The organism is Kitasatospora sp. NPDC050463, from assembly GCF_040655255.1.
Taxonomy (GTDB): Bacteria; Actinomycetota; Actinomycetes; order Streptomycetales; family Streptomycetaceae; genus Kitasatospora.
On record NZ_JBFAJO010000055.1, the window covers coordinates 36,779 to 52,716 of the forward strand.

The following is a 15,938-nucleotide window of genomic DNA, read 5'->3' on the forward strand; positions in this document are numbered from 1 at the left end:
AACTCCGACCCGGGGCGCCCCGGGGCCGTGCCGGCCCCGGGGTCGCAGTGCTGTCCCGCCGCACGGCGGCAGTCCCGGCGCGTCGGCCGCTGACGGCGCCGTGCGCTCCGGCGCCACGGCGCACGGGAACCGTCGGCGAGGCGGCCGCCGGATCCTCAGCCCCCTTGATCGCCCCGTCGGCTCCGGCGCGGTGCGGGCCGCGCCCGTGAGCGGGTCAGCCGCCAGACCGTGTCCTCACCCGTCTGCGCGGGAGCGAGCCGTTCGGCGGGCCGGCACAGGTGCTCGACGAAGCCGAGACGTCTCGGAACGGCGCCGCTCGCACGGTTGGCCGAATCGTGGACGATGTCGACGTGGTCGACACCCGGGAGGAGAAACGCCTGTTCGACCAGTGCCCGAACGGCTCTGGTGACCAGGCCGCGGCCGGTCGCGGCGGGGTGCAGCCAGTAGCCGATTTCCCTGCCGTCGCTCGGCAGGCCGGCACGGCGGAACAACTGACAGGCGCCGACGATGGCCTGGTCCGTCACGATCGCATAGGTGTACGCGTCCCCGCTCTCCCACTGCTCGCCGCGGCGGGCCAGGAAGTCGCGGGTGGTGTCGAGGCTGTGCTCGGCGACCCAGGGCATCCACGGCCGGAGGTGGTCGAGGGACTCCTCGATCACCCGGAAGAGCTCGTCGAGGTCCGCCTCGCCGTCGAAGCAGCGCAGCGTCAGGTCGTCCAGCGGGATCGACTCGGGCGGAGAGGGCATGCCGCGAGCCTTTCGCAGGAGCCGCGTCGGTCACAACCGGATTTTCCCGCGATGCCTCCGACCGGCCGGATTCGTCCTGGTGGATCCCCGGAGGGGGCCCGGCTGTCGGCCGGCCCCCCTCCGCCGTTCCCGAAGGGTCAGAACCGCGCGATGCGCTGCCAGGGGCGGACCGCCTCGACGGCGGCGGCCGCGCGGAAGACCGTGACGTCGTCGTACGTCCGGCCGACCAGCTGGACGCCGGTGGGAACGCCGGTGGCGGCGACGCCGGAGGGCACCGACAGCACCGGGTGACGCGCGGCGATGTTGAACACGGTGGTGAGCGCGGTGTCCAGGTAGTGCTCCAGCTCGACGCCGTCCACCACCGGGCGGGTCACCGTGTAGTCGTCGTCGGCCAGCAGCGCCGGAATGCCCGAGGTGGGGCAGAGCAGCACGTCGTAGCGGTCGAGCAGCTCGCCGAGCACCGCCTGGATCCTGGCCTCGATCTCCAGGCCGGCCAGGAAGGCGCCCGGCTCCCGGCCGGCCGCACCGGCCTGCTCGGCGAACGCGAGCGCGTACGGGGTGAGCAGCTCGCCGAACTCGGCGGCCACCGAGGAGACGTAGGGGCCGAAGACGGCCCCGAAGTGGATCATCGCGGCCGTCCGCACCTCCTCCCGGGAGAGCTTGACGTCCACCTCCTCGACCACCGCGCCGGCCGCGCGCAGTGCCTCCGCGACGGCCCGGGTGTTGGCGGCTACCTCCCGGTCCACCGGCCAGTCGCCGAGGTCGGGCGAGTAGGCCACCCGCAGCCCGGTCACGTCCTCGAACCGGTCGGGCAGCACCAGCTTGGGCCGAAGCGAGACGCCGTCGAGCGGGTGCGGTCCGGCGATGACGTTCTGCAGCAGCGCGGTGTCGGCGACGGTCCGGGCCATCGGGCCGTCGTGGCAGTAGGTGTCCAGGTTGAACGGCGCCATCGCCGGGACCCGCCCGTACGGCGGCTTGTAGCCGACCGTGCCGGTGCAGGAGGCGGGGAGGCGGATAGAGCCGCCGATGTCGGAGCCGGTGGCGAGGGTGGTCGAGCCCGAGGCGAGTGCGGCGCCCGAGCCGCCGGAGGAGCCGCCGGGGGAGTAGGCGAGGTTCCACGGGTTGCGGGTGATGCCCCACAGCCGGGATTGCGTGAACATCGCGCAGCTGAACTCCGGTGTGGTGGTGCGGGCGTGCACGATGCCGCCGGCGGCGAGGACCCGCTCGACCACCGGGTGGGTACGGTCGGCGGTCTCCTCGCGGAAGGCCAGCGAACCGTCGGTGGCGCGGCGGCCGGCGATCGGCTGCTCCTCCTTGGTGGCGACGGCCAGGCCCTCCAGGGGGCGGGGCGGCTCGCCCTTGCCACCGTAGCGGGCCTCGGCGGTGCGGGCGGCGGCGAGCGCCTCCTCGAAGGTGCGCTCGGCGAGCGCGTTGACCCGGGGCTCGACGGCCTCGGCCCGCTCGATGACGGCGGTCATCAGTTCGACCGGGGAGAGCGACCGGTCCCGGAAGCGGCGCAGGGCCTCGGTGGCGGGGAGGTGGGCGAGTTCGGTGCTGTCGGTCATCGGACGCTCTTCCGTTCGGTGGGGCGGTTCTGCCCGGGGTTCTGCTGCCTGAGGTTCTGCTGCGTGAGGTTCTTCTGCACGGGGTCGTCCTGCACGGGGTCGTCCTGCACGGGGTCGTCCTGCGCGGGGTCGTCCTGCGCGGGACGGCTCTGCTCGGGCTCGTCCCGCGCGGGGCGGAGCCGTGAGGCCGGATCGGCCTCGGGACGGTCGAGCCCGCGGCGGCCCTCGGCGATCCGGGCCGGGTCCCAGCCGCGGCGGGGTACGGAGTCGAGCAGCAGCCGTGTGTAGGGGTGCTGCGGGTGGCCGAGCACCTCGGCGGTGTCACCGGCCTCGACCACCCGGCCGCCCCTGAGGACGATCACCCGGTCGGTGATGTGCCGCACCACGGCGAGGTCGTGGCTGACGAACAGGAACCCGATGCCCGCGTCCCGTCGGATGCCTGCGAGCAGGTCGAGGATCTGCGCCTGGATCGAGACGTCGAGGGCGGCGACCGCCTCGTCGAGGATCAGCACCCGGGGTTCGGCGGCCAACGCCCGGGCGATGGCGACGCGTTGGCGCTGGCCGCCGGAGAGCCGGCGGGGCAGTGCCGCGGCTTCGCGCTCGCCGAGCCCGACCTGGTCGAGCAGTTCGGCGACCCGGGTGCGCCGGGCCGCCCGGTCGCGCGGGGAGTGCAGCCGGAGCACCTCGTCGACGCAGGCCGCGACGGTGATCCGGGGGTCGAGCGAGAGGTACGGGTCCTGGAAGACCATCTGGATCTCGCGGGCACGGGCCAGCCGTTCCCCGCGGCCACGGGCCCGGGCGGACCGGTCGCGGCCGTCCAGGTGGACGGCGCCGCCGTCGGGGGTCTCCAGGCCGACCAGCATCCGGGCGGTGGTGGTCTTGCCGCAGCCGGACTCGCCGACGATGCCGAGCGAGCCGCCGGGCGGCAGGGTGAACGAGACTCCGTCGACGGCCCGGTGGTCGCCGAAGCGCTTTCGCAGGCCGGTCACGACCAGGCCGGAGGAGGGGGCGGTCACGTCAGGATCCCTTCGTCCGCCCGCAGGCAGGCGGCGAGGCCGTCGCCGTGCGGTTCCAGCGGGGGCGGCGCGGCGGTGCAGCGAGGCTCGGCGAAGGCACAGCGGGCGGCGAAGGCGCAGCCGGCCGGCGCTTCGGCGAGCGACAGCGGCCGGCCCGGGATCGGGCGCGGCGGGGCGGCGTCGGGCTCGATCCGAGGGGTGGAGGCGAGCAGGCCCGCGGTGTACGGGTGCCGCGGGCGCTCGAACAGGTCGCTGGCGGACCGGGTCTCGACGATCCGGCCGGCGTACATCACGTACACCCGGTCGCAGATCGCCGAGGCCAGCTCCAGGTCGTGGGTGACGAAGAGCATGCCGGTGCCGCGTTCGGCCTGCAGCCGGGTGAGGATGGCGATCACCTCGGCCTGGGTGGTGACGTCCAGCGCGGTGGTCGGCTCGTCGGCGAGCAGCAGGGAGGGCCGTCCGGCCAGCGCGGCGGCGATCACGACGCGTTGCAGCATGCCGCCGGAGAACTGGTGCGGGTAGCGGCGCAGCGCGCCGCGCGGGTCGCGGATGCCGACCGCGTCGAGGAGTTCCTCGGCGCGGGCGGTGGCCTGTTCGGCGGGGGTGCCCGCGGCCCGCAGGCCCTCGGTGAGGAAGTCGCCGACCCGGCGCAGCGGGTTGACCGAGGCGCGCGGGTCCTGGAAGACCATGGCGACCTGGCGGGCCCGCAGGTCGCGCAGACCGGACCGGTCCATGGTCAGGACGTCGCGGCCGGACACCCGGACCCGGCCGGTGGTCGTGGCCCGCTCGGGCAGCAGGCCGAGGATGCTGCGGCAGGCCACCGACTTCCCGGAGCCGGACTCGCCGACCAGGCCGACGGTCTCGCCGGCCGCGACGCGCAGCGAGACGCCGTCCAGGATCGGCCGGGCGGCCTTCCCACCGGCCAGTTCGACCGTCAACGTGTCTATGTCCAGAAGGGTTTCGGTCATCACCGGTCCCGCCTCGCGATCCGGTCGGCGAAGCCCTCGCCGACGATTCCGAACGCCACGACGGCGACCACGATGCAGCCGGCGGGCGCCAGCGCGGGCAGCATCGCGCCCTGCAGGACGGCCTGTTGGCCCTCGTTGATCATCGCTCCCCAGTCCGCGGTCGGCGGTTGGACGCCGAAGCCGAGGAAGGACAGGGCCGCCAGGTCCATCAGCGCGTACCCGAAGTTGATCGCCGACTGGGCGAGCACGGTGGGCGCGATGTTGGGCAGCAGGTGCCGCAGGCAGATGGTCCAGCCGGACCAGCCCTGCACCAGGTAGGACTCGATGTACGGCCGGGCCTTCTCCCGCTGGGCGATGCCGCGCACCAGACGCCCCACGTACGGGCTGTAGGCGATCGCCATGGCGGTCACCGGCGCGGTCAGGCCCGGGCCGGTGACCGCGACGAAGAGGATCGCCAGCAGCAGGCCGGGGAAGGAGAACACCAGGTCCATCGCGCGGGACAGCAGGGCGTCGACCCAGCCGCCGCGCCAGCCGGCCACCACGCCGAGCAGGACGCCCAGCACGGTGGAGAGCCCGACCACCAGCAGCGGACCGAGCAGGCCGGCACGGGCCCCGTACAGCAGCCGGGACAGGATGTCGCGGCCGGACTGGTCGGTGCCGAGCAGGTGGTCGGGCCCGGTGCCGACCAGGCTGGAGCCGAGGTCGATCAGGTCGGGCTCGTACGGGGCGAGCACCGGGGCGAGCAGGGCGACCAGTACCAGCAGGGTCAGCACCAGGACGGCGGTGGTGAACAGCGGGCCCTGGCCGAGCACCCTCAACCGGCCCAGCAGGGGGCGGCGGTGGGGCTCGACAGCGGCGACGGCGGTCATGCCGCACCTCCTCGGCGGACGAGCGAGAGCCGGGGATCGACCAGCGGCGCGAGCAGGTCCACGGCGAGGTTGACCAGGACGAACCCGGTCACGGTGAGCAGGGTGATCGCCTGGACGACCGGGAAGTCCTTGACGGTCACCGACTGCACCAGCAGCGAGCCGACGCCCGGCACGTTGAACGCGGTCTCCACGATCGAGGTGGAGACCAGCAGCCCCGCCAGCATCGAGCCGCCGACCGTGACGATCGGCCCGAGCGCGTTGCGCAGCACGTGCCGGCGGACCACCGCGGGCTCGGCGACGCCGCGGGAGCGGGCCACCTCGACGTGCTCGCGGCCGAGTTCGTCCAGCATCGAGGAGCGGGTCACCCGGGCCAGCAGGCCGGTCAGGGTGACCGCGAGGGCGACGGCCGGCAGGGTCAGGTGGTGCAGGCGTTCACCGAAGCCGGTGCCCTGCGACCCGGGCCCGGGGAACCAGCCGAGTTGCACCGAGAAGACCGAGACCAGCACCAGCGCGCCGACGAACGGCGGGGTGGCGGTGGTGATGCCGGTGCCCACCAGCACCACCCGGTCGACCCAGCCGCCGCGCAGCGCGGCGAGGACGCCGGCGGACACGCCGAGCACGCAGACCAGCAGGGCCGCGTACCCGACCAGCAGCGTGGTGGACGGCAGCCGGGAGCCGATCAGCGTGCCGACGTCCTGGCGGAACTGCACCGAGCGGCCGAAGTCGCCGTGCAGCACGCCGCCGAGCCACTTCAGGTACTGGGTGAGGAAGGGGTCGTCCAGGTGGTACTGGGCGGTGATCGCGGCCCGCGCCTCCGGCGTCGCCGGATGGCCCTTGAGCAGGAAGGACACCGGGTCCCCGGGGGCGAGGTGCACGGCGCTGAAGACCACGAAGGAGGTCGCCAGCAGCACGCCCGCCAGCCCGAGGAGCCGGCTGAGGAGGTAGCGGGTCATCAGTTCGCGGCGCCGATCGTCGCGGCCCACGGGTAGTACAGCTGGGCGATGCCGGTGGGCGCGCCGGTGATGCGCTTGTTGAGGAACAGCGAGTACGGCGCCTCGTACAGCGGGATGCTCGGCAGCTCGTTCACCGCGATCTGCTGCAGTTCGGCGGTGAGGTCGGCCCGGGTGGCGGGGTCGGCGGCGGCGATCGCCCGGTCGAACAGCGCGTCGTAGGCGGGGTTCGACCAGTTGCCGTAGTTGCCGAAGTCGCCGGTGTGCAGCGACTGGTAGAACTCCAGCGGGTCCGGGGTGTTGTCGTAGCCGTTGGTCACCACCAGGTCGATGCCCGCGCGGGCGGCCGGATCGACGAAGAGGGCGGTGTAGGCGTCCGGTGCGACCGGCTTGAGTTCGACGTCCAGGCCGATCTGCTTGCCGGCCGACTGCACGGCGTTGGCGACCACGCTGATCTCCGGGGCGAGCGAGCTGGTGGCCATCACGACCTTGCGGCCGGTCGCGCCGGCCTCCTGGACCAGCTTCTTGGCGCCCGCCAGGTCGTAGACCGGCTCGGGCAGCGCGGCGAAGTACCCGGCGGTGCGGTCCGGGGCGACGCCCCAGGCGGCCTGCGCGGCGGGGGCCTTGGCAGGGGTGCCGACGCCGGCCGCCGCGGCCTTGACGATGGCGGCACGGTCCAGCGCCTTGGACAGCGCCTGGCGGACCTTCAGATCGCCGAGGGTGCCCCGGAGGTCGAGGACGGCGAGGCCGGCGGCGGCGGTGTTCGGGCCGAAGTGCACCGTGCCCCGGTCGGACGCCCTGAGTTGCGCCAGTGAGGCGGAGGGCACCAGGTAGCCGCCGTCGACCGAGCCGGCGAGGAAGGCGTTGGCGCGGGCGGCCGGGTCCTGGATGAAGACGAACTTCACGCTGTCCGCCTTGGGGGTCAGCGAGGTGTCCCAGTAGGCGGGGTTCTTCTTCAGGGTGAGGCTGTCGCCCTGCGACCACGTGTCGACCGCGTAGGGGCCGGTGCAGTCGACCCCGCCCTGGGGGCTGCCGTAGTCCTTGCCCGCCCTGGCGAGGAAGGCCGCGCTCTCGACGGTGCCGGGGGAGGCGGCGAGGAGCTCGTTCAGCAGCACGTCGGGCTTGGTGAGGTGGATGGTCACCTCCAGCGGGCCGGTCTTCTCGATCGAGTCGACGTTCTTGAAGGCGCTGCCCCAGGAGGAGCCGGTGGCCGGGTCGAGGTGGCGCCGGAGGGAGGCGACCACGTCGTCCGCGGTCATGGTGGCGCCGTCGTGGAACTTCACGCCCTCGCGCAGGGTGTACACCCAGGTCAGCGGGTCGGGATTGGCGGACTTCACGGCCAGGCCGGGGGCGATCTTCAGGTCGGGGGTGACCCGGAACAGCTGCTCGCAGACGTTGGCCAGCACGGTGTTCGGCGGGTAGTCGTAGGCCACCGCGTAGTCGAGGGTCTGCGGCTCGGCGTACAGCGACCAGGTGAAGGACGGGATCGTGCCCTTGGCGGCGGGGGTGTCGGGGGTGACCTGGTAGGCGGCGGCGTCCGTGGAGCCGTCGGTGTTCCTGGTGGCGCCGGAGCAGCCGGTGGCGGTGGCGGCGAGCAGCGTGGCAGCGGCGAGCAGGCTGGCGGATCTGGACAGGCGCAAGGAGACCCACCCCTTTCAGGGCGTCGTGGGGGGCGCTTGGAGATGGTGGCGAGTATTGATGCGGGAACGTTCCCGCACAAGCCCTTGCGGGAACGATTCTTCAGCGGTCACGGAAGGGTGACGCGAGGCGGCCGGGGATGGCAGCATCGGCACATGACGCAAACCCCGCGCGGCGGCGGGCCGACCGCCTCCCCCCGAGTCCGCCTGGTCGACGTCGCCCGCGAGGCCGGACTGTCCAAGACGACGGTGTCGGCCGCGCTCAACGGCACCGGCCGGATGTCCGAGGCGGTCCGTGAACGCGCCCGGGAGGCCGCCCGGCGACTCGGCTACCGGCCGAACGCCACCGCCCGGCTGCTCCGGGCCGGCCACGCCCGGCTGATCGGGTACGCGGTCGGGGAGTTCACGACCTCCCCCTGGGCCTACCTCGACTCGCCCTACTACGCGCGGCTGACCAGCGCGACCGCCCGGGCGGCACTTCAGCACGGGTACGCGCTGGTGATGCTGCCCACCAGCTCGGACCCGGGCGAGTGGGCCGACCTGCCGCTCGACGCGGCCATCGTCGCCGACCCGATGACCGGCGACCCGATGGTCGAGGACTTCATCGCCGCCCGCATCCCGGTCTTCACCGACCGCTCGGTGGAGGGCCGGGCCGGCGCGTACTGGGTGGACATCGACACCGACGCCGCCGTGACCGGGGTCCTGGACCACCTGCGCGCCGAGGGCGCCCGACGGATCGCCCTCGTCCTGCCGGACACCGCGATCCGCTTCCATGCCGCGCTGACCGACTCCTACCGGGCCTGGTGCGCCGGGCACGGCGCCGAACCGCGCGAGGAGCTCTCCAGCGGGCCCGGCAACGGCCCGGCCATCGCCGCGGTCGAACGGGCGCTGAGCGCGGCCGAACCGCCCGACGCCCTGCTGGTGGCCAGCGAGGCGAGCCCGCCGCTGATCCTGGACGCCGCCCGGCGGCACGGCCGCACGGTTCCCGGGGACCTGCTCCTGGTGTGCGTCAGCGAGGACGCCGCGGCCGAGCACGCCGACCCTCCGGTCAGCACGCTGAGCCTCCAGCCGGCCCGGGTCGCGGTGGCCGGGGTGGAACTCCTGGTCGCGGCCCTGGAGAGCGACGGGACGGAGCCCACCGGGAGGCTGGTGGAGACCCGTCTGGAGATCCGCGCCTCGTCCCGGCGGCGACCCCACGGCGAGTGAGCGGACCCACCGTCAGGACCCACCGTCAGGCCGGGCGGTGAGCCGCCCGCCCGGCCGCCGACCGGGAGCCCGGCCGCTTCGGCGCAGACCGGGCCGTGTGCGGACGGCGAGTAGGGTGGGGTGCGGCCGATGATTGTCTGGACCACTGGAGCACCCGATGAGCCTGACCCCTGCCCCTGACGCGCTGCTCCCGGTCGGGGTGATCGGGCTCGGCGACATCGCCCGGAAGGCCTACCTCCCGGTCCTCACCGCGCTGCCCGGCCTCGACCTGCGGCTGATGACCCGGGACCGGGCCAAGCTCGACCGGATCGGTGACGCCCACCGGATCGCCCCCGAGCACCGCTTCACCGACCTGGGCGCGCTGATCGGCAGCGGCATCCGGGCCGCCTTCGTGCACGCCGCCACCGACCAGCACGTCCCCATCGTCGAGCAGCTGCTCACGGCCGGCGTCGACGTCTACGTCGACAAGCCGCTCGACTACACCCTGGACGGCGCCCGCCGGCTGGTCGACCTCGCCGACCGCACGGGCCGCTCACTGGTGGTGGGCTTCAACCGCCGCCACGCGCCCGGCTACGTGCAGGCGAAGGAGCGGCCGCGCGACCTGATCGTGCTGCAGAAGAACCGCGAGGGCCTCCCCGAGGCACCCCGCTCGATGGTCTTCGACGACTTCATCCACGTGGTGGACGTGCTCCGCTTCCTGGTGCCCGGCGAGATCGAGCACGTGGACGTCCGCTCCCGGGTGCGCGACGGCCTGGTCGAGCACGTCGTCCTCACCCTCGCCGGCGAGGGCTTCACGGCGCTGGGCATCATGAACCGGGTCTCCGGCTCGACGGAGGAGATCCTCCAGGTCTCCGGCGGCGACTCCAAGCGCGAGGTCCACAACCTCGCCGACGTCATCGACCACCGCGGCCAGCCCACCATCCGCCGCCGCGGCGACTGGGTCCCCGTCGCCCGCCAGCGCGGCATCGAGCAGGTCGTCCTCAGCTTTCTCGACGCCGTCCGCACCGGCAGGACGCTCGACGCCCACGACGCCCTGCGCACCCACGAGCTCTGCGAACTGATCGTCGAGCGCCTGGAATCGGCCTGAGGCTTCGGACGACACGGCCGCCCGTCCCCCGACCGCTCCTCCGCCCGGGCGCCGATCCGCGCAGCCGGGGCCGGTGCGGCTGGTGAGCCGTCGGCGTCAATCCCGGTGGCGAGGTGACAATGGGGCATGCCATCAAGCCCGGACCCGACGGATCCGTCGCGGGCGACGCCGGATCAGGCCGCCGTGCGGGGAGAGCACTGGTGGCCGGTGGTACTCGCGGTCGCGGTCGTCGCGGTGCTCCATGTGACGCTGCCGAGCCGCTACCGGGTCGATCCGGCGTGGGTGCTGCCGGTCGCCACGTTCTCGCTGCTGGCCGTCCTGATCGTCGGCGATCCGGGCCGGATCGACCGGCAGAAGGCCTGGCTCCGGGTCGTCACCCAGCTCCTGGTCGGCTTCATCACGGTGGCGAACCTGTTCGCGGGTGTCCACCTGGTGACGGACATCCTGACCGACAACGGCCTGTTCGCCGACAACGCCACCGGGCTGCTGGCGACCGGAGGCGTGGTCTGGGTGACGAACGTGGTCGCCTTCGCGCTCTGGTACTGGAGCCTGGACCGCGGTGGCGCCGCCGCCCGCGCCCACCGGCCGTCCGAGAAGCCGGCGTTCGTGTTCCCCGAGATGCAGTACGCGGACCACGCGCCGGCCGGCTGGGTGCCGCGGTTCGCCGACTACCTGTCGCTCTCCTTCTGGACGGCCACGGCCTTCAGCCCCACCGACGTCTCGGCGGTCAAGGTGTGGGCCAAGCTGCTGATGATGACGCAGGCGGCGATGTCCCTCGCCCTGGGCACCCTCGTCATCGCCCGGGCGATCAACATCCTGCAGTAGCCGCGGCGGCCGGCGTGCGCGCCGCCCGGCGCCCGCGATTCGGGACTGCCCCTGGTTCCGGGCCCGTTGAGCGGTACTGTGGACCTTCACGGCTGCCGGAAAGCGAAACGGACGGGCGATGCACGCACGCCGACTGCGGGGTATGCGGGTGGTCTTCGGACACCCGTCGCCGTCGCGCGCGGCGTTCCGCCCGTCATCCGGAGCCCACTGCGCGGTGACCGGCACCCGGGCGCGTGGCGCCCGGCTCGTGCGACGCCGTTGGATCGACGGGGTCGGCTCGCCGACCGGGCTCTGTCGCCCGTAAGACTCCGCACCCACCCGTCGCCTCGGCGCGCCCGGTAGCCCTGCCCCGCGGTGGCCCGTACCGGCCTCCTGCCTCCGGCCTGCCCGGGACCTGCCCGAGGCCCGGTACTCGGACGTGCCCGGACGTGCCCGGCCACGCGCGCCCACATCTCGCCGCCGCAGCCGCCGAGAAGATCAAGATCGACGAACGGCTTCGCATGCCCCAGCACCCCGCGCGTCCCAGGCGGAGAACAGAACGGGTGAGCGCCGCCCCTCCCGGACCCACCCGAGGACCACCGCACCGAAGCGGCACCGAACCACCGCACCGTTCCACCCCTTCCAAGGAGTTCGATGTGAGCCAGAACGTGAACTACGCCAGCCCCGCCGACACCGCCGTCCACGGCGAGTACCGGATCACCAGGGCCCCGGGTGACGACCGCCCGCTGTACCGCTTCACCGGGCGGATCACCGCCGACGGCAGCAGCGGCTTCCTCGCCGAGCCCGGTCGCTACCACATCTACGCGGGCTGGTTCTGCCCCTGGGCGCAGCGCACCACCATCCAGCGCGCGCTCAACGGACTGGAGGACGTCGTCTCGGTCTCCTACGTCGACGGCGGGCGTGACGGCCGGGGCTGGGCCTTCCGGGAGACCCACGGGCCGGACCCGGTCAACGGGTTCACCCTGCTGCGCGAAGCGTACGAGCGGACGGAGCCCGGTTTCGACGGGCACATCTCGGTGCCGACGCTCTGGGACCGGCTGACGGGGCAGGTGGTCAGCAACGACTTCCGGACCATCGGCATCGATCTGGCGACGCAGTTCGGCCGGTGGAGCAACGGCGCCGACGCCTACCCGGAGGACCTCCGGGCCGAGATCGACGCGCTGGACGCCCGGCTGGGCCCTGCCGTCAACCACGGTGCGGGCGCCGCGGCGGGCGCCGGGGAGGCCGCGCGGGCGGCCCGCGCCACACTGCTGGAGACCTTCGCGGAGCTCGACACCCGGTTGGCCACCAGCCGTTACCTGCTCGGCGACCGGCTGACCGAGGCGGACGTGCGGCTCTGGGTGACGCTGGCCCGCTTCGACGTCGGGCCCAACCACGCCCGCACCATCACCCCCGGCCTCGCGGCGTACCCCCACCTGTGGGCCTACGCCCGCGATCTCTACCAGCAGAAGCCGTTCACCGCCACCACGGACTTCGCCACCTTCACCGCGCCGGGCGCGACCGTCCCCGACTGGAACGCCCCGGTGGAGCGCCCGCAGGTCGCCTGAGCCCCGAACCGCCGGTGCCCCGGAATCCGCATCCCCGGGGCGCCGGCTTCCTGACTGCGGGCGGAGCCTGCCCACCGGGCCGGCTCCTGGCCGTGCGCGGAGCCTGCCCACCGGGCCGGCGCCCGGCCGCCCGTGGAGCCGGGGCCGGGCCCTGTGGCCCGTCGGCCGAGCCTCGGATGTCCGCGCGGTAGCGGTACGTGGATATGGCATGTACGCTGCGTGTCGCTGGTTGCACAGCATGCGGGCCTGGCCGCTGCTCCGTGGGGGGAGTCACGTCCAGGCCCGGCCGCCGGTGAGGGACCTCGGTTGTGCTCGTGGGGGAGCTTCAACCGGGGCCCTTCGGCGGGCTACTGACGGTATGCCCGCTCCGACCGGGCTTCAGTCATGCAATCGTGCGCCGTTCGGCCCGGATTCGCGCGCGGCCGTCCGGGCGCATCCCTTCGGCATGTGCGGTGACGGCCCGTCCGGCCGGGTGAACGGGCGGCGCGGCGAGGTGGGCGGCACCGGACCGGGGCGGATGATCGGCGGGTTCACGGGTGCCCACACAGCCGGAGGCGGCCATGCGGATCCTGCTCGTCGCGAGCGCGTTCAACAGCCTCACCCAGCGGGTCCACGCCGAGTTGCGGGACCGTCGTCACGTGGTCGAGGTCCATCCGGCCGGTGACGACGACGCGCTGCGCGGGGCGATCGCCGGGTCGGCCCCGGAGCTGGTGGTCGCACCGATGCTGCGGACGGCGCTCCCTCGCGACGTCTGGTCGGCGCTGCCGTGCCTGATCGTGCATCCCGGCCCGCCGGGGGACCGCGGGCCCTCCTCCCTCGACTGGGCGATCCACGAAGGAGCGGTCGACTGGGGCGTGACGGTGCTCCAGGCCGACGAGGTGATGGACGCCGGCGCCGTCTGGGCCACGGCCGCCTGCCGGCTGCCGCCCGTCGGCAAGAGCGACCTGTACCGCAACGAGGTCTCCGACGCCGCGGTCGGGGCGGTGCTGCGGGCCGTGGAGCGGTTCGCCTCGGGCGCCTTCACCCCGCGTCCGCAGAGCGGCCCCGACTGGCGGGTGCCCGACCACACCAGGCCCTACCTGCGTCAGGAGACCCGCCGGATCGACTGGGCCGGGGACGCCACCGACACCGTGCTGCGCAAGCTCCGGGCGGCGGACTCCCAGCCCGGGGTCCTCGACGACCTGCTCGGCGCCGAGTGGTACCTGCACGGCGGCCATCGCGAGCACGTCCTCGGCGGGCGCCCCGGCGAGCTGCTGGCGACCCGGGCGGGAGCGGTCTGCCGGGCGACGGTCGACGGCGCGGTGTGGATTCCCGAACTGCGCCGCCGCCGTCACCCGGGCGGCCCCGCCACCTTCAAACTGCCGGCCGTCACCGCGCTCGGCGACGCACTGCCGGCCCTGCCCGAAGTGCCCGCGCCGCTGATGCCGGCGCCGGAGGACCAGGTCTGGTCGGACATCAGCTACCGGGAGGACGGCCCGGTCGGTCTGCTCCGCTTCTCCTTCCCCGGCGGCGCGATGAGCACCGGGCACTGCCGCCGCCTGCTCGACGCCTACCGCTTCGCACTGGCCCGGCCGACCTCCGTCCTGGTGCTGGGCGGTGGCCGTGACTTCTTCTCCAACGGGATCCACCTGAACGTCATCGAGGCCGCGCCCGACCCGGCGGCGGAGTCCTGGGCGAACATCAACGCCATCGACGACCTGGTCGAGGCGGTCCTCACCACCACCGACCGGCTGGTGGTCGCGGCCCTCGGGGGGAACGCCGCCGCCGGCGGGGTGATGCTCGCGCTGGCCGCCGACGAGGTGTGGTGCCGCCAGGGCGTGGTGCTCAATCCGCACTACCGCCTGATGGGTCTGCACGGGTCGGAGTACTGGACCTACACCCTGCCCCGGCGGGTGGGGGCCGCCGAGGCCGGCCGGCTCACCGCCCAGGCGCTCCCGGTCAGCTCGGCGGCCGCGCTGCGGGGCCGGCTGGTCGACCGGGTGCTGCCGTGCGCCCCGCAGGACTTCGGGCGGGAGGCGGGCCGGCTGGCCGGGCTGCTCGCCGCCTCGCCGACCGCCCAGGGCCGGATCGCCGCCAAGAAGGCGGCCCGTGAGGCGGACGAGCTGGTGAAGCCGCTCGCCGCGTACCGCCGGGAGGAGCTGGCCGTGATGCGGCGCCAGTTCTTCACCCCGGACGCGCCCTACCACGCGCTCCGGGCCGCCTTCGTCCGCAAGCGGCCGGCGCCCGCACCGGCTCCGCGGCGGTAGGCCGCGAGCCCCGCCCGGGTGGTCCGAACGGCCGCCCCGGCTTGCGCTCCGTCCGAGTGCTCCCCCGGCCCTGTGGACCGGCGGGCGGCGGGAGGCGCTGCTATGACTGGTTTGAGCCGTTCTGTCCGGCTCCCAGTTCCGAGGAGGCATCCTCATGGGTGCTGCAACAACGAGCGCCACCGACACCGATGTGGTGCACATTCTCTGGATCAACGCGGGCCTGAGCTGCGACGGTGACTCGGTCTCCCTGACCGCGGCCATGCAGCCGAGCATCGAGGAGATCGTCACCGGCGCACTGCCGGGCCTGCCGAAGATCGCCGTCCACTGGCCGCTGATCGACTTCGAGTGCGGGCCGGTGCAGGGCGCCGACAACTTCGTGGAGTGGTTCTTCAAGGCGGACCGCGGTGAACTCGACCCGTTCGTCCTGGTGGTCGAAGGATCCATCCCGAACGAGAGCATCAAGGAGGAGGGCTACTGGTGCGGCTTCGGCGACGATCCGCGGACCGGTCAGCCGATCACCACCAGTGAGTGGCTGGACCGGCTCGCACCCAAGGCCACGGCGGTCGTCGCCATCGGTACCTGCGCCACCTACGGCGGCATCCACGCCATGGCCGGCAACCCGACCGGTGCCATGGGCGTGCCCGACTACCTGGGCTGGGACTGGAAGTCCAAGGCCGGCCTGCCCATCGTCTGCGTGCCGGGCTGCCCCATCCAGCCCGACAACTTCTCCGAGACGCTGACCTACCTGCTCTACCAGCTGGCCGGCTCCGCGCCGATGATCCCGCTGGACGACAAGCTGCGCCCGACCTGGCTCTTCGGCGCCACCGTGCACGAGGGCTGTGACCGCGGCGGCTACTACGAACAGGGCCAGTTCGCCACCGACTACGGCACACCGGAATGCCTGGTGCGGCTGGGCTGTTGGGGCCCGGTCGTGAAGTGCAACGTCACCAAGCGCGGCTGGATCAACGGCATCGGCGGCTGTCCCAACGTCGGCGGCATCTGCATCGCCTGCACGATGCCCGGCTTCCCCGACAAGTTCATGCCCTTCATGGACCCGCCGCCCGGCTCCCGCGTCTCGACCAGCGCGAGCTCCGCGTACGGCGCGGTGATCCGGCGACTGCGCTCGATCACCATGAAGACCGTCGACAAGGAACCCAAGTGGCGCCACCCGGGGCGCAGGCTGACGACCGGCTACCGCCCACCGCGGTGACCCGGCGGGCCGCCGCACCCCGGTGCGGCGGCCCGCTCCGCCGCTGACCCTCCCCGCTTCCAGAAG

12 protein-coding genes and 1 pseudogene are annotated in these 15,938 nt (G+C 73.7%); 6 read left to right on the forward strand and 7 right to left on the reverse strand.

Annotated elements, in window-relative coordinates:
- Positions 1-155: 155 nt before the first annotated feature.
- From AB0J08_RS28940 to AB0J08_RS28970, 7 genes and pseudogenes are all read right to left on the reverse strand, one after another.
- The gene (locus tag AB0J08_RS28940; RefSeq protein WP_360640633.1) at positions 156-746 is read right to left on the reverse strand and encodes a GNAT family N-acetyltransferase; all 591 of its coding nucleotides are present in this window, start codon (positions 744-746) and stop codon (positions 156-158) included.
- 137 nt (positions 747-883) lie between these two features.
- Positions 884-2,311 carry an amidase gene (locus tag AB0J08_RS28945; RefSeq protein ID WP_360640635.1) on the reverse strand — a complete coding sequence of 476 codons (1,428 nt, stop codon included), beginning with the start codon at positions 2,309-2,311 and terminating at the stop codon, positions 884-886.
- Between the two features lie 236 nt (positions 2,312-2,547).
- Positions 2,548-3,327, reverse strand: a pseudogene (locus AB0J08_RS28950) (ATP-binding cassette domain-containing protein); the annotation flags it as partial.
- Positions 3,324-4,295, reverse strand: a complete 972-nt coding sequence (locus AB0J08_RS28955) for an ABC transporter ATP-binding protein (protein ID WP_360640637.1) — start codon at positions 4,293-4,295, stop codon at positions 3,324-3,326. The gene AB0J08_RS28955 and the pseudogene AB0J08_RS28950, both read right to left, overlap by 4 nt.
- Entirely contained in the window at positions 4,295-5,164 is an 870-nt protein-coding gene (locus AB0J08_RS28960) for an ABC transporter permease (RefSeq protein ID WP_360640639.1), read from the reverse strand. Before AB0J08_RS28960 ends, AB0J08_RS28955 begins: the two co-directional genes overlap by 1 nt.
- The gene (locus AB0J08_RS28965; protein WP_360640680.1) at positions 5,161-6,117 is read right to left on the reverse strand and encodes an ABC transporter permease; all 957 of its coding nucleotides are present in this window, start codon (positions 6,115-6,117) and stop codon (positions 5,161-5,163) included. The genes AB0J08_RS28960 and AB0J08_RS28965 overlap by 4 nt, the downstream gene beginning before the upstream one ends.
- Positions 6,117-7,754 (reverse strand): ABC transporter substrate-binding protein, encoded by a 1,638-nt coding sequence (locus tag AB0J08_RS28970; RefSeq protein WP_360640641.1) that lies wholly within the window; start codon positions 7,752-7,754, stop codon positions 6,117-6,119. Before AB0J08_RS28970 ends, AB0J08_RS28965 begins: the two co-directional genes overlap by 1 nt.
- 153 nt (positions 7,755-7,907) lie before the next feature.
- On the opposite strand from AB0J08_RS28970, the gene AB0J08_RS28975 reads away from it, so the two are divergent.
- The 6 genes from AB0J08_RS28975 (at position 7,908) to AB0J08_RS29000 (ending at position 15,872) form a co-directional block, all read left to right on the forward strand.
- The gene (locus tag AB0J08_RS28975; protein WP_360640643.1) at positions 7,908-8,957 is read left to right on the forward strand and encodes a LacI family DNA-binding transcriptional regulator; all 1,050 of its coding nucleotides are present in this window, start codon (positions 7,908-7,910) and stop codon (positions 8,955-8,957) included.
- A 157-nt stretch (positions 8,958-9,114) separates the two neighbouring features.
- Positions 9,115-10,044 (forward strand): Gfo/Idh/MocA family oxidoreductase, encoded by a 930-nt coding sequence (locus tag AB0J08_RS28980; RefSeq protein ID WP_360640645.1) that lies wholly within the window; start codon positions 9,115-9,117, stop codon positions 10,042-10,044.
- A gap of 126 nt (positions 10,045-10,170) precedes the next feature.
- Positions 10,171-10,869, forward strand: coding sequence for a hypothetical protein (locus AB0J08_RS28985; RefSeq protein WP_360640647.1), 699 nt, complete (start codon positions 10,171-10,173; stop codon positions 10,867-10,869).
- Between the two features lie 635 nt (positions 10,870-11,504).
- The gene (locus tag AB0J08_RS28990; RefSeq protein ID WP_360640649.1) at positions 11,505-12,416 is read left to right on the forward strand and encodes a glutathione S-transferase C-terminal domain-containing protein; all 912 of its coding nucleotides are present in this window, start codon (positions 11,505-11,507) and stop codon (positions 12,414-12,416) included.
- A 560-nt stretch (positions 12,417-12,976) separates the two neighbouring features.
- Positions 12,977-14,662, forward strand: coding sequence for a hydrogenase maturation protein (locus AB0J08_RS28995; RefSeq protein ID WP_360640682.1), 1,686 nt, complete (start codon positions 12,977-12,979; stop codon positions 14,660-14,662).
- Positions 14,663-14,816: 154 nt separating this feature from the next.
- Positions 14,817-15,872: a hydrogenase expression protein HypE gene (locus tag AB0J08_RS29000; protein ID WP_360640652.1), complete on the forward strand. Its 1,056-nt coding sequence runs from the start codon at positions 14,817-14,819 to the stop codon at positions 15,870-15,872.
- Positions 15,873-15,938: the final 66 nt, after the last annotated feature.

What these genes read in the sequence shown, in the direction of transcription:
- AB0J08_RS28975 (WP_360640643.1), top strand. Translation starts at nt 7,908, where the DNA reads ATGACGCAAACCCCGCGCGGCGGCGGGCCGACCGCCTCCCCCCGAGTC.
- AB0J08_RS28965 (WP_360640680.1), bottom strand. Translation starts at nt 6,117, where the DNA reads ATGACCCGCTACCTCCTCAGCCGGCTCCTCGGGCTGGCGGGCGTGCTG.
- AB0J08_RS28940 (WP_360640633.1), bottom strand. Translation starts at nt 746, where the DNA reads ATGCCCTCTCCGCCCGAGTCGATCCCGCTGGACGACCTGACGCTGCGC.
- AB0J08_RS28995 (WP_360640682.1), top strand. Translation starts at nt 12,977, where the DNA reads ATGCGGATCCTGCTCGTCGCGAGCGCGTTCAACAGCCTCACCCAGCGG.
- AB0J08_RS28945 (WP_360640635.1), bottom strand. Translation starts at nt 2,311, where the DNA reads ATGACCGACAGCACCGAACTCGCCCACCTCCCCGCCACCGAGGCCCTG.
- AB0J08_RS28985 (WP_360640647.1), top strand. Translation starts at nt 10,171, where the DNA reads ATGCCATCAAGCCCGGACCCGACGGATCCGTCGCGGGCGACGCCGGAT.
- AB0J08_RS28980 (WP_360640645.1), top strand. Translation starts at nt 9,115, where the DNA reads ATGAGCCTGACCCCTGCCCCTGACGCGCTGCTCCCGGTCGGGGTGATC.
- AB0J08_RS29000 (WP_360640652.1), top strand. Translation starts at nt 14,817, where the DNA reads ATGGGTGCTGCAACAACGAGCGCCACCGACACCGATGTGGTGCACATT.
- AB0J08_RS28955 (WP_360640637.1), bottom strand. Translation starts at nt 4,295, where the DNA reads ATGACCGAAACCCTTCTGGACATAGACACGTTGACGGTCGAACTGGCC.
- AB0J08_RS28960 (WP_360640639.1), bottom strand. Translation starts at nt 5,164, where the DNA reads ATGACCGCCGTCGCCGCTGTCGAGCCCCACCGCCGCCCCCTGCTGGGC.